The 13400-nt window shown below is 43.8% G+C and carries 11 protein-coding genes; 7 read left to right on the forward strand and 4 right to left on the reverse strand.

Annotated features, from left to right (window positions below; genetic code table 11):
- Positions 1-31: 31 nt before the first annotated feature.
- Positions 32-160 (reverse strand): hypothetical protein, encoded by a 129-nt coding sequence (locus ACC612_RS07120; RefSeq protein WP_371853807.1) that lies wholly within the window; start codon positions 158-160, stop codon positions 32-34.
- Between the two features lie 71 nt (positions 161-231).
- Positions 232-2868 carry a cation-translocating P-type ATPase gene (locus tag ACC612_RS07125; RefSeq protein ID WP_371853808.1) on the reverse strand — a complete coding sequence of 879 codons (2637 nt, stop codon included), beginning with the start codon at positions 2866-2868 and terminating at the stop codon, positions 232-234.
- Between the two features lie 73 nt (positions 2869-2941).
- On the opposite strand from ACC612_RS07125, the gene ACC612_RS07130 reads away from it, so the two are divergent.
- Complete coding sequence (locus ACC612_RS07130; protein WP_371853809.1) at positions 2942-3619, forward strand: DUF166 domain-containing protein; 678 nt, start codon at positions 2942-2944, stop codon at positions 3617-3619.
- Between the two features lie 33 nt (positions 3620-3652).
- A complete protein-coding gene (polX, locus tag ACC612_RS07135) occupies positions 3653-5377 on the forward strand; it encodes a DNA polymerase/3'-5' exonuclease PolX (RefSeq protein ID WP_371853810.1) in 1725 nt (574 codons plus the stop codon).
- A 44-nt stretch (positions 5378-5421) separates the two neighbouring features.
- Here polX and ACC612_RS07140 read toward each other — a convergent pair whose 3' ends face one another.
- Entirely contained in the window at positions 5422-6933 is a 1512-nt protein-coding gene (locus tag ACC612_RS07140) for a methanogenesis marker 14 protein (RefSeq protein ID WP_371853811.1), read from the reverse strand.
- Between the two features lie 11 nt (positions 6934-6944).
- Positions 6945-7349, reverse strand: coding sequence for a thioredoxin (gene trxA, locus ACC612_RS07145; protein WP_371853812.1), 405 nt, complete (start codon positions 7347-7349; stop codon positions 6945-6947).
- A gap of 253 nt (positions 7350-7602) precedes the next feature.
- On the opposite strand from trxA, the gene ACC612_RS07150 reads away from it, so the two are divergent.
- From ACC612_RS07150 to ACC612_RS07170, 5 genes are all read left to right on the forward strand, one after another.
- A complete protein-coding gene (locus ACC612_RS07150) occupies positions 7603-8619 on the forward strand; it encodes a restriction endonuclease (protein ID WP_371853813.1) in 1017 nt (338 codons plus the stop codon).
- A gap of 63 nt (positions 8620-8682) precedes the next feature.
- Positions 8683-9582 (forward strand): EFR1 family ferrodoxin, encoded by a 900-nt coding sequence (locus tag ACC612_RS07155; protein WP_371853814.1) that lies wholly within the window; start codon positions 8683-8685, stop codon positions 9580-9582.
- Between the two features lie 336 nt (positions 9583-9918).
- Entirely contained in the window at positions 9919-10062 is a 144-nt protein-coding gene (locus tag ACC612_RS07160) for a hypothetical protein (protein ID WP_371853815.1), read from the forward strand.
- A gap of 334 nt (positions 10063-10396) precedes the next feature.
- Entirely contained in the window at positions 10397-10606 is a 210-nt protein-coding gene (locus ACC612_RS07165) for a heavy-metal-associated domain-containing protein (protein WP_371853816.1), read from the forward strand.
- Between the two features lie 20 nt (positions 10607-10626).
- Positions 10627-13389, forward strand: coding sequence for a heavy metal translocating P-type ATPase (locus ACC612_RS07170; RefSeq protein ID WP_371853817.1), 2763 nt, complete (start codon positions 10627-10629; stop codon positions 13387-13389).
- Positions 13390-13400 lie beyond the last annotated feature (11 nt).

A 13400-nucleotide genomic window follows, 5' to 3' on the forward strand; every position in this document is an offset into this window, starting at 1 on the left:
ATAAAGCTAGGAATTATTAATACATAACCGCTCAGATACGATAAGTGTTCCCGCTTCCGCACTGTGGGCATGTTACTTCGAAGATGTCCGGGTCTGACTCAAAGACATAATCACATGAGCCGCATTTGAAATATACCATAGATTGATTGATCTCTGTCATTATCTCGCCGATTTGAATTATAAATAAAATTACATATAATTATGTCGGTTACTTCTAAGCAGATATTTTATTTAGTGTCTCTTGTACAGGTATTTTTCAAACTCTATCAGGAAGAACACTGTACTGGAGACCACTATGATCATCAGCCAATCCACGGCCAGAAGAGGAGCTGTGGAAAAGATGGAATTTAGAGTAGCATTATAACTGATCAATAACTGAAGCAATATCACAATACCAATACCAAGCAGCATGAACTTGTTCGATATCAGGTCTGGGTAGACGTAATCATACATGGACTTGGAATTAAACAGATAGAAGATCTGGAAGAAAACTATTGTATTCAAAGCAACTGTGCGCGCTGCATCTAGATTTCCATCTCTGCCTAGTTTTAGGAAGAAAGTAAGATAAGCTCCTGCAACGATCAGCAGTGACACGAATACGATCCTTCTATTTATAAGAGGAACAAGAATGGATTCCTTAGGTGGTCTTGGCGGCCTTCTTAAAATCCCTCTTTCCTTTGGTTCCATAGTGATGGGTACACCAAGTCCGATAGCTGTTACTGTGTTGAGCCAGAGGATCTGCAGGGGTACCAGAGGTAATGTCATTCCCAGCAGCACTGCAAACACTATGGATAAACCCTGTCCGCCGTTTGTGGGCAGGGTCCATAATATGATCTTCTGTATCTTGCTGTAAACATCCCTTCCTTCCTCTATCGCCGCTACAATGGATGAGAAGTGGTCGTCTGCCAGCACCATGTCAGAAGCCTCTTTTGCAACCTCTGTACCTGTTTTGCCCATAGCTATGCCAATATCTGCTGTTTTAAGAGCAGGAGCATCGTTGATCCCATCTCCTGTCACAGCTACCACTTCCCCCTTCTTCTGAAGCAGCTTTACTATTCTAAGCTTATCTTCGGGAGAGGTGCGTGCGAACACAGAAACCGAATCTAGCCTTTCGCTAAGATGCTCATCTGACATTGTCTCCATATCACTTCCTGAAAGAGCACCTTCTGTTTCGATCCCTATTTTCTTTGCAATAGCATAAGCAGTTTTCAGGTGGTCCCCGGTGATCATTATGACCCTGATGCCGGCTGTTTTGCATTTTGCTATGGACTCCATCACCTCATCTCTCGGAGGGTCCATCATACCCTGCAGCCCCACGAATACAAGATCCCCTATATCCTCTGCTTCAATGCTCTCTGTATCCGCAGGAACTTCCCTGTATGCCATGGCAAGTACCCTCAAAGCCTCTGATGCCATCTGTTCAGCGGCCATCATCACGCCTTCCTGATCAATGGGGCCAAGGCTGTGTCCGTCAAACTGTGAAATGCACATTTGGAGGAGCTTTTCAGGTGAGCCTTTTACATAAATTACCTTTGAGCCATCCTCTCTTTCATGCAAGGTGGCCATGAACCTTTGCTCCGGCTCAAAGGGGACCACATCCTTACGGGGTAAATAGAACTTGCCAGCCTTAAGGCCAGATACAAGCAATGCACCTTCCGTTGGATCACCATCTATGCTATCCATTCCTTTGAAAGAAGCGTCATTGCAGAGTACACCTGCCCTTAGGGTTTCCACAAGAGCTTTATCTTCAAGCGGATCCGTCTTGACTCCATCCAGTAAAAAATCGCCATCAGGAGAATAACCTGCACCGGTTACAGTATAGAACTTGCCTGCAGCATACACCTGTGTTACCGTCATCTGGTTCCTGGTGAGAGTACCGGTCTTGTCAGTACAGATCACAGTGGCACTTCCGAGGGTTTCTACCGCAGGCACCGTGCGGATTATAGTATTCCTTGCCGCCATCCTGTTGACACCTATTGCCATGGAAATGGTGATAACAGCAGGCAATCCTTCGGGGATAGCAGCAACCGCAAGGCTCACCGATGCCATGAAGACTTCAATAGTATCGTATCCCTGCAATAAACCAATTGCAAATGTAAGTGCTGCAATGACTACTATCACAACAGAGAGGATAACGCTCAGGCGTGCCATCTTACGCAGCAGGGGAGTTGAGATTTCCTTGCTTTCCCTGATAAATTCGGATATCCTGCCTATCTGTGTGTCATTACCTGTTGCAACGATTATGCCTCGTCCCTGACCCTGGGAAATGAGTGTTCCGGCAAAAGAGACGTTCTTCTGGTCTCCGAAAGAGACACAACCGGTGGTAATGGTGGCAGTGTTCTTTTCTACAGGTACGGATTCTCCTGTAAGGATAGACTCATCTGCCCTCAGATTCTTCACATAGAACAGACGCAGGTCTGCAGGCACCCTGTCCCCGGCTTCCAGCAGCACCACATCTCCTACCACAAGTTCCCTACTTGGCAGCACCATGCTGACACCATCCCTTAATACCCTGGCTTCAGGTACCAGCAGCTTTGAAAGCGATTCCAGAGCATGCTGTGCTTTACCTTCCTGTATAAATCCTATGATAGCATTTGCCAGCACCACTAATGCGATAACAACAGCATCTGCATATTTTTCAAGGAAAAGAGTGATGACCGCAGCTATCAGCAACAGGTAGATCAGAGGACTTGCAAACTGTTTAAGAAAACGATAAACTGGTCCGTGTTCTTTTCTGGCCGATACTTCATTATATCCATCCCTGGCAAGCCTTATACTGGCTTCTTCGTTGCTCAGACCATCCTGATCACTGGCAAATAGTGAAAAGATATCCTCAGCAGGGATACCACACCACTTTTCTTCCCCCATAAAAACAAAGAGAATGTCCAAAAGATAAATAATTTATCTGCATGATACATTTTCCCTGTTAAAGGGAATGTACATGACAAACATTGGCGTGATCACCAGAGGCAAGTATGGTAAAAGGCTGATAGAGACTATACTTCAGAAAACCGACCTTAAAGTTATCTCGGCTGAGATTCCGGCATTACTTCCTGATTTCATAGACGAACCTGAAGACTTTCTTGAAGGACTGCATCTGAATACAGAAGTATTCAATACAGAGATACTTGTAACATATTCTCTACACCCGGATCTCACACCTGCAATTGCCAGGCTTGCAGGTAAGGCAGGTGTTCGCAGCCTAATAGTTCCCGGAGGTGCATCAAAGGCGCCTGTAAAGGAACTTGAACAGATATCCCAAGAATATGGCATATACATAGAAGTGGATGATATCTGCTGTAACCTCAGTTCAAATCCTGCTATCAGTGATTTTACTGATAAATTATCGAGCCCAATGCTTGAGGTTACTATTAATAAAGATAAAGTGGAACACGTAAAAGTTATCCGAGGAGCGCCCTGCGGCAGCACCTGGCACATGGCTGATGGCCTAAAAGGCGTATCTCTTAAAGATGCACCCGCAAAGGCTGGTCTTTTAATACAGCAGTATCCATGCCGTGCGGTTAGAGGCAACAAAGGCGGCATCCATGAATCTGCAAAACTGCATAAAGATGCCGTTTCAAAAGCTATTGAGCAGGCTATCCGGAAAAAGGAACATTAGTTTTTTGTGCAACTCCCTCATTATATGTTCCGGATGGATAACGCTGAAGTGGCAAAACGTCTCTTTGAAATGGCAGAGATGCTCGAATTCAAAGGAGAGAATATTTTCAAGATAAAAGCATACCAGAAAGCTGCACGGCATATAGAGGAACTTGAAGAGGACATAAACGTCTTGCGTCGAAAGGATGAGCTTGGCAGTATCCCGGGAGTTGGAGAAGCAATAGAAGCCAAGATAAAGGAAATGCTTGATACGGGCACATTCAAGGCCTTCGAGAAGATAAGGCACACCATTCCGCAAGACATCGAAGAGATCACTGCTGTGCAGGGAATAGGGCCTAAAACCGCACATCTTTTGTATAGCAAATTGGGTGTCAAAGATCTACAGGGATTGCTCAAGGCTGCAGAGGAACATCGCATACGCAGGATACCAGGAATGGGTTTGAAAACGGAAGAACACATTCTAATTGCAGCAAAGCGACAGCTTGCAGAGGGTAATATAGGAAGATTTCCCTTAGGCGTAGCATTGCCTATAGCTGAGGAAATATCTAAAAAACTTCTGGATGGAACATTGATCCGGGAAGTCCGGATCGCTGGAAGCATAAGGAGATGGAAAGATACTGTAGGGGATATTGACCTTATCGCACGCTCAGATGAGCCTGAAAAGGCTATAGAGGTTTTTACACTTATGGATAACGTGCAGGAAGTCTTGGAAAAGGGAAATACCAAGGGTTCCATCATCTATAAAGGAAATATCCAGGTGGATCTGAGGATCGTGAAAGATGACGCATTCGGTTCACTGCTTCAGCATTTCACAGGCTCGAAGGAACATAATGTAAAACTTCGTCAGATCGCCCTCTCAAAGGGTTTCCATCTTAGTGAATATGGATTAAAGAATGCTACCACCGCAGAGCAAATACCTTTCTCCACAGAACATGAACAATATGAGAGACTTGGACTTCAGTTCATTCCACCCGAACTGCGCGAAGATTGGGGAGAAATAGAAGCAGCAATGGAAAAGAAGATCCCTAGGCTTATAGAGGTTAGTGACATTAAAGGTGATCTTCATGTGCATTCCAACTGGAGTGATGGGCATAATACAATAGAGGAAATGGCTCTTGCAGCAAAGGCACTTGGATATCAGTATATTAATATATCTGATCACTCTGCATCCTCTAAGATCGCAAACGGGCTTTCGGAAAAAAGGTTGCTTGATCACATCAAAGAAATAGAGAGGCTTAACGAAAGCATCGAAGGCATACGAATACTCTCAGGTACGGAATGCGATATACTTCCTGAAGGAACACTGGATTACAGCGATGAATTGCTGGAACAGCTTGATATTGTTGTGGTGGCTGTGCATGGCTCTGTTGAGCAGGATAGTAAAACCATGACCCAGAGAATAGTATCTGCCTTGGAGAATGAACATGTACATATCCTTGCGCATCCCACTGGCAGAAAGTTCGGCAAGAGGCTGCCCTTTGCGATGAACATGGAAAAGATCATGGACACTGCACTGGAGTATGGAAAAGTACTGGAAATTAATTCATCTCCTCAGAGACTTGATCTTAATGATAAGTTTGCAATGATGGCAAGAGAGAGGGGAATAAAACTGGCCATTAATACGGATACCCATTCGCTGGAACAATTTGGCAACATAAGATATGGAATTGGTACTGCAAGAAGAGCCTGGATAGCATCTAATGATGTCATAAATACATTACATCTAAAGGATATATGCAAGTTCTTAGGCATCTCTTAGGAAAAAAGGAGATGTTAAGGGTAAGGCTCTTGCCTTCCCAATACTCATTTTCCGGATTGTAATTTGATACGCTGGGCAAGAATGCATTTTCCGCCACTTCTGCCACCCAACGGGTTGAATGTAGTTCCAAGGGAATTCATACACCGCGCCATGACAGCAGACCCTCTTGCCAGACCATCGTCCACAAATACAACACGTGCATCTATATTATGGTCTATTCCCATTTCTTCAAGATATTTTAATACCAGCTTCGGTTTGTTGCCGGTAATTCCTGCACGTCCGGTTATACCAATGGCAGAGTTCTCAAACAAAAGTCCTTGTTCCTGTGTGACTTTTATAAGCCTCTGGATAACCCTGGCCATAACGTCATCTATTACAGCAAAAAGAAAGCTAAGTCCATGTTTCTTGTATATCTCGCCACCGATAGCAGTAAGTTTATCCATATCAGAGCCATTGACCCCGACATCACAGCCTATGAGCACAACACCCATTTCCTCTGCCGCTTTAGGATTTACAGGGACACTTCCGTATCTTTTAAAACCCTGGGGTACTTTTTCAATACGTATGTACTGATGGATATTTTGCGAGTACTCTAATATCTGTTTTCCCTTAAACATAGTGGAGAATTTACCCAAAGAAATGCCTGGAAGTAATTTGAACTCAGCCGATGAACTTTTACGCAGCTCTGGGCTTCCAACATCATCCTTACCAATATTCTGGAAAATCTCAAGAGCAGTGCCTTTTTGTGGGTCAACCTTGCCTGTACCTTTAATAAGTGCATCCGGAATAGCACCTGCATAGCCACAGAAGTTACCAATGGTCCTGGCATAGGGCAATTCCTGTCCAATGATCCTTCCGTCAAGAGTGGTACCGAAGTCCATAGAAATACATGGGTTACGGAAATCCACATCTACCCACTTTGCTCCTTCTTTGATACCTGCTGTTGCAAGTTCTCCTTCCATTTCGTTCGCCACGATTTCCACGCCAGTAGCACCTTTGGGTGGAGTGACACTAGCAACTGCTCCATCAAATACGACCTTTTCCAGTTTGGAGTATTTGCGGATCTTTTCCTGCATATTTGATACAGACATTGGCGGAGTCATACGGTTTGGAGGGACACCTGCCATAAGGCAACCTTCAGCCAATGCTTTTATGAATTCACCAACCTCTTCGGGTGCATCAAAACCTGCAACAACACCTGTTGAGCGGACCACAAAATGGATATCAGTTTTTATGTCCAGATTTGCCTTGTCCACTGCTCTTAGAAGCGTATCCTTCACAAGTTCAGCAATGGATTGCCTGGTAAGCTCTACACCACTGAGAGTCCGGCCAAATATTTCTTCTCCTTTTTTAGGTGCCCTTACATCACGGGTCATGGTCACAGTTTTGGTGACGAGGCGTGTTTTTCCATCTTCCAGGTTCGTGGCTGTAAGGATACATTTGGTAGTAGTGTTGCCAACTTCCACTGAAGCTACAATGAAATATGCATTAGAACCTGACTTCAGATCGATCAACCGTACTGAAGGACTCTCTACAATTCTTGGTTTATGACCCATATTATAAGCTCCTATTTGTGACCATCCATTAATGGTCTTAATCTTTGTAAAAGTAATTGCTTTGGTAATGCTCCGGAAACACGGTCGATTAAGTGGCCATGTTGGAAAAACAACAATGTGGGGATGCTTGATATTCCCATATTCTGTGAAATTATTGGATTCTGGTCTGTGTCAAGTTTACCAAACACAACCTTTCCCTGCAGTTCGGATGCAAGCTGATCGATTATTGGAGACAGCATACGGCAGGGGCCACACCACTGAGCCCAGCAGTCTATTACTACCAGAGGATGCTGAGATATGAACTGGTTGAAACTGTCATCTGTGATAGCTATAGGTTCTGCCGGATATTGGCGGGCTTCAAGGGAACGCTGGAGTTCCTGAAGTCTTTTTTTCCTGATCGCTTCCAGATCATCCATGTTACTCATCCTCGAATGATTGTTCCGTTATATTAAAAGCCTAATCCTGTAATGTCCAAGGAAACAATGACCAATATGATATGTTAGGAAATAAAGTTTTGTATGGTTGTGTAATTATCGCACAACAGAGTTACATGTTTCTTAGATTGGACTGATAAACTATACTGGACCAAGAATATAAATCAGAAGAAAGTAATGACAGTCATATTCTCTCGCAAATATTCATAATGATCTGTATTAGGCAGTCTCTGATATGAACACCTGGACAATTGAAAAGTTGCTAGGGCTGGAACCCTATGAGTTTGAAGAACTTCTTGGTAATCTGTTCGCAAAGATGGGATACAAAGCGGAGGTTACGCAGAGATCAAGGGATCTGGGAGTGGATATTCTGATATCAATCGAGAACTTTGGCTTGTCCCATACTTGGATCGTACAGGCCAAGCGCTATTCTGAACCAGTGGGTGTTAAGGAGATAAGAGAATACAGCAGCCTGCGCTACAGGGATAACGTTGACGGAGTTATCATAGCCACTACTTCGGGTTTTACGAAGGAAGCGCAAAAAGAAGCCTTAGAACACAATGTGAAACTGCTTGATGGACGACTGCTTGTAAAAATGCTGGAACATTATATGCCTGAAAGCTTGGATATAAGAATACAGCAGCATGCTATGTCTGAAAATAGAGAAGTTGGCGACATTGAGGGTACTGTTCTCAAGCAAGGCGAAAAGACTCTCGGAGAGACAGAAGTGCTCTTCAGAGGTGAAAGGGTCGTTATGGTCTGCACCAACAAGCGTATCTTTCTGATAAAAAATACAATCAATCTCCTATCTAAAAGAAAAGATGTACTGTACTCACTGGAAGTTAAGGATATGCTGGGCTGGGCGCAGGAAATGCCATCGCTACACATAGTCATGGGAGGCAAAGAGGTAACTGTCATGAGCATGCGGGCCAAAAAGCCAGAACAGGCAGCAGAGATGCTACAATGCCTTCAGCAGGAATACATACGAGGGGAGCACCTGCTAAAGTTTGAGAGAACAAAAGATGAGTTCATAGTGCTTACAAATAAGAGAATCTCAAAAAATCAGTATTCAGGCATTTCAAGGGAAATAAGCTTGAAACATACGCTAGGCACTGAGATAAAAGGAGGATTTTTAGGCAGAAGTAAGCTTCTACTTAAAGGAAATATGAACGAAAATAATTGCTTTGAGCTTAACTGTGGCGATGTTGTCTTGTGGAAAGAAGCTATAGAAGCAGCCATCAGAGTGAGTTGAATTCAGATTAAGAGATAGTTTTGAGATCAAAGTTTAGATTATATTAATCAAGGGAGCCCTGCTATGACTTCAGCATCCCAGATCAAGACTGTAAAAATTGCTTATTTTTCAGGTACTGGAAGCACGGCCAGGGTTGCTGATACTTTTGAGAATGAACTGAACAGACGCGGGTTACCTGTTACAAAGTCCCAGATCAGAGGAAGAAACCTTTATTCGGATGAAAAAGAAGACCTATTGATATTGCTATTTGCCGTGCATGCGTTTAATGCTCCGCGAATTGTGTATCAGTGGATAGATAGTCTTCCTGGTGCGAAAAAGATTCCTGTGGCAGTAATTTCCGTCTCAGGGGGTGGAGAGATCACGCCCAACACGGCATGCCGTTTAAGTTCCATACGCAGGCTGGAAAGGAAAAATTACAGAGTAGTTTATGAAAAAATGATAGTCATGCCTTCGAACTGGGTGATGAAAACAGATGATGGACTGGCTATCAGACTACTTGATGTACTGCCATCGAAGGTAAAGCTTATTGTTGATGATTTATTGGAAAGGGTCGTACGCAGGACCAGACCAAAGCTCATAGACCGCGTGTTCTCCAGAATTGGGGAAATGGAAAAAACCGGAGCAAGATTCTTTGGAAGGAATCTGCGGGTAAATGCAAAATGCAACAGCTGCGGTTGGTGTGCAAAGAATTGCTCAGCAGACAACATCATTATGCTGGATAACAAACCGACTTTTGGAGAAAAATGCATCCTTTGTTTAAAATGCATTTACGGGTGTCCCAAACAAGCTATTGAGGCAGGAACTCTCAAATTTATCGTTCTGAAAGAGGGATACGATCTGAAAGAGGGATACGATCTGAAAGCTCTTGAAAAGAGAATGCAAGGCGTTCATCCAGCTCTTGTAGAGGATCTCGCGAAAGGATACATCTGGAAAGGCGTAAAGGAATATTTGCTTGAGGATTGAGTTCCACTCTACCGCTTGAACATATCAGATAGTTCCTAGTAACTACTTTTTTTAGTTAATTCATTTTCTATTTATGTCCATGGTGAAGAAATCAAAGCATGATTAAGATTTTTTTCTATAAAATCAACTTATGGCTTCCCAATGGATCGCATCCTCCGATTCAACCTTCTCATAATCATCTCCATACATTTTGGATATCTGGCCCACAACCTTTCTGCAGCATAAAATAGGCATGTATTCAAAATGGGTATCCGCTACCTACAGTAAAAGGAAATAAGATTATATATTCAAACATTGTACTGTTTATCAACCATAAATACAAAAGGTGAGTGAAAAATGGTAGACTTCATAGGTGCTTTAATCAATGGAGTCATTTTCCCCGGCAGCGTGGTATTTGCCTTTATTTTGTTCATTTTGTTATGTATTGCCCTATATGGAATTACAAAGATCATTGAAGTAATTGAACTGCAAGATTGGTAATTATGTTGCAGATCAAAAATGAGTCAGATAAATCCATAAAGAAGTCTGCAATCTTGCTTATTGTAGGCATAATCTTAGTTTTACTTATTCTCAGGTGGTTTTCTTTGAAATATCTTTTTGCATATGCATAAGAGTTAGAGTTTAGAGAATATGCTGATTTAGTATGTCTGGTTCAAAAGCCAGTAACTATAGAGCCCCAGAGCTTTTAGCACTGAGAGAATCTAAGAGAGTTTTTAAGATCAGGGAGATTTTGGGCTAGTATACTTGCATAAGGATATTATAGTCAGCCAACCAAACCATTAATGGAATAACGAATAATAAAATCGGTGAAATCATGACACAAGAGGTAATCAACATAAAGGGAATGATGTGTGGACACTGCCAGGCAACCGTGGAGAAAGCCATTAAAGCAGTTAAGGGGGTAAAAAACGTAAAGGTTGACCTTGGAAACAAGAATGCAACTGTAGAGTATGATTCTTCTATCACTGACATCAACAAGATCAAAAAGGCTGTTACAGACGCAGGATATGAAGTTGTAGCTTAATATTTCTAATGTAAGGTTGCATGAAAACCAAATTCAAAGTTTACGGCATGACCTGTATGCACTGTCACAAACGTGTGACAGAGGCAGTTTCCAAGGTAGCCGGGGTCAATTCAGTAGAAGTACAACTTGAAGATGAAAGTGCTACAGCTGACTTTGATCCGGCAATTACAGACCTTGAAACTATAAAGCAGGCAGTGGTGAATGCAGGTTATGAAACCGGAGAGGAATGTGCTACCGTTGATGAACAGCAGACATGCCCATTGCCTATATCCGATGACGACGAAAAGGTTAAAAAAAATATTGAGCCGGGTAAACTTGAAGAGATCACCCTGAAAGTATCAGGGATGCAGTGCTCTGCCTGTGCTCTTAATATTGAGCGCACACTCAAAAAGCTGGAGGGTGTGGCTTCTGCTTCTGTGAACCTTCCAATGGCAAGGGCCTATGTTTCGTATGATCCTGCTCTTGTAGGTCTGCAGGAATTGGAAGATGCTATCGAATCCATAGGATACAAAGTTGTAAGGGACAGTCTGAACCTCAAGATAGAAGGCATGACATGTGCTTCATGTGCCCTTAATGTGGAGAAAGTACTCAGAAAGCTTGATGGCGTTGAGTCCGTAAACGTGAGTGTTTCTCTGGGGAAAGCTCATGTGGAATACAATGCTTCGCTGGTCTCTCCGGATCAGATGAAAGCAGCTGTGGACGGCATAGGATACAAGGCATCCCTTGAAGTGGACAGGAAAACTCTGGAAGACAGGGAACGCAAGGAAAGGGAAGAAGAGATCAGGCAGCAGAAAAGGAACCTGCTCATAGCGGGCGGTATGGTCATCCCGTTGATGCTAGGCAGCATGAAAATGGGATTCCCGCAGCTGTTATCCTTTGTGCCGGATATCCTGACAAATGACATCGTGCTGTTCCTGCTTACCACAATAGTAATGATATTTCCAGGCAGACAATTCTTCGAAGGTACCTACAAAGGCCTCAAACACGGTGTCACGGACATGAATTTGCTCATTGCTACAGGTACCGGAGCAGCCTATGTGATCAGTGTAGCATCTTCATTCCTGGATCTGGGACCGGGCTATCATCATATGTACTATGATACTGCAGTCATGCTTATCGCTTTCATCGTTTTGGGCAGATATCTGGAAGCCCGGGCAAAGGGCAGGACATCTGAATCCATCAAAAAACTCATCGGCTTGCAGGCTAAGACTGCGCGTATTCTTGTCGTTGAAGAAGAAAAAGAAGTTCCAGTGGAAGATGTGCAGGTAGGAGACGTTGTTGTTGTCAGGCCAGGGGAAAAACTACCAGTGGATGGAGTGGTAGTACAGGGAAGTTCTGCTGTCGATGAATCCATGATAACCGGGGAGAGCATTCCAGTAGAGAAAGCTTCCGGAGATACTGTCATCGGAGCCACCATCAATAAAAGCGGTTACCTGCAGTTCAGGGCTACAAAAGTTGGTGCTGACACTGCCCTTGCACAGATCATTGAGCTGGTTGAGAACGCCCAGACATCAAAGGCTCCCATCCAGCGGATAGCTGACGTAGTGGCGGGAAACTTCATCCTGGCTGTTCATATCATTGCGCTTGCAGCATTCTTCTTCTGGTTCTTTATCGGATACGAAAGATATGATATAACATCAGTTTCCGGTATAACTAGTCCTTTCCTCTTTGCATTGCTTATTTCCATTACAGTGCTGGTCATATCCTGTCCATGTGCCGTGGGACTTGCCACACCTGCGGCTATCATGGTGGGTACGGGCAAAGGCGCTGAGAACGGTATCCTTATCAAAGGCGGAGAAGCTTTGGAACTTACTCAGAAAGTAAATACCATTGTTTTTGACAAGACCGGTACACTCACAAAAGGTAAACCTGAGCTTACGGATATTGTACTTACTGCAGGCCATAATGAGAATGAAGTGCTTGCAATTGCAGCAACTGCCGAGAAGGGATCGGAGCATCCTCTTGGTGAGGCTATTGTCAGGGCGGCTCAAGAGAAGCAGCTGGACATTGGAAATGCGGAGAATTTCAGATCGATTGCAGGACAAGGTATTGAGGCCACGATCAATGGAAACAGAGTGTTGCTTGGGACCCGCAGGCTTATGGAAGACAATGGTGTTGAGATTTTTTCTATCAATACAGATATGGAAAAACTTGAAGCTGAGGGTAAAACTGCCATGATAGTTGCAAAGGAAAGAACGGCTATCGGGATCGTTGCCGTTGCGGATACTATCAAGGAGAACTCAAAAGAGGCCGTGCAGAAAATCCGGAAAATGGGAATCGAAGTTGTGATGCTCACCGGAGACAACCGGAGGACCGCTGAGGCAATTGCAAAAGAAGCAGGGATTGATAGGGTACTTGCTGAAGTGCTGCCTGAGGACAAAGCTTCCAAGATAAAGAAACTACAGGAAGAAGGACGCATTGTTGCTATGGTAGGAGATGGTATCAACGATGCTCCTGCGTTGACCCAGGCTGACATAGGCATTGCTATGGGTGCAGGCACGGACATTGCTATGGAATCAGCAGGTATCGTGCTCATCAAGAATGACTTGAGGGATGTGGTTGCATCTATTACTCTTAGCAAGCTTACCATGAACAAGATCAAGCAGAACCTGTTCTGGGCTTTCGGATATAATAGCATAGGCATACCTCTCGCTGCCGGAGTACTGTTCCCGTTGTTCCACAAGATACTGATAACTCCCGAGCTTGCTGCGGCTTTCATGGCCATGAGTTCCGTGTCCGTCACGACAAATTCACTGCTTATGAAAAGGAGCCGGATAAAATAAGGTGATGATCA

This window comes from Methanomethylovorans sp. (assembly GCF_041447285.1).
In the GTDB taxonomy this organism is placed as follows: Archaea; Halobacteriota; Methanosarcinia; order Methanosarcinales; family Methanosarcinaceae; genus Methanomethylovorans.

Coding starts and splice junctions, on each gene's coding strand:
- ACC612_RS07125 (WP_371853808.1), bottom strand. CDS start 2,868: ATGGGGGAAGAAAAGTGGTGTGGTATCCCTGCTGAGGATATCTTTTCA.
- ACC612_RS07130 (WP_371853809.1), top strand. CDS start 2,942: ATGACAAACATTGGCGTGATCACCAGAGGCAAGTATGGTAAAAGGCTG.
- polX (WP_371853810.1), top strand. CDS start 3,653: ATGGATAACGCTGAAGTGGCAAAACGTCTCTTTGAAATGGCAGAGATG.
- ACC612_RS07170 (WP_371853817.1), top strand. CDS start 10,627: ATGAAAACCAAATTCAAAGTTTACGGCATGACCTGTATGCACTGTCAC.
- trxA (WP_371853812.1), bottom strand. CDS start 7,349: ATGGATGATCTGGAAGCGATCAGGAAAAAAAGACTTCAGGAACTCCAG.
- ACC612_RS07165 (WP_371853816.1), top strand. CDS start 10,397: ATGACACAAGAGGTAATCAACATAAAGGGAATGATGTGTGGACACTGC.
- ACC612_RS07150 (WP_371853813.1), top strand. CDS start 7,603: ATGAACACCTGGACAATTGAAAAGTTGCTAGGGCTGGAACCCTATGAG.
- ACC612_RS07155 (WP_371853814.1), top strand. CDS start 8,683: ATGACTTCAGCATCCCAGATCAAGACTGTAAAAATTGCTTATTTTTCA.
- ACC612_RS07120 (WP_371853807.1), bottom strand. CDS start 160: ATGACAGAGATCAATCAATCTATGGTATATTTCAAATGCGGCTCATGT.
- ACC612_RS07140 (WP_371853811.1), bottom strand. CDS start 6,933: ATGGGTCATAAACCAAGAATTGTAGAGAGTCCTTCAGTACGGTTGATC.
- ACC612_RS07160 (WP_371853815.1), top strand. CDS start 9,919: ATGGTAGACTTCATAGGTGCTTTAATCAATGGAGTCATTTTCCCCGGC.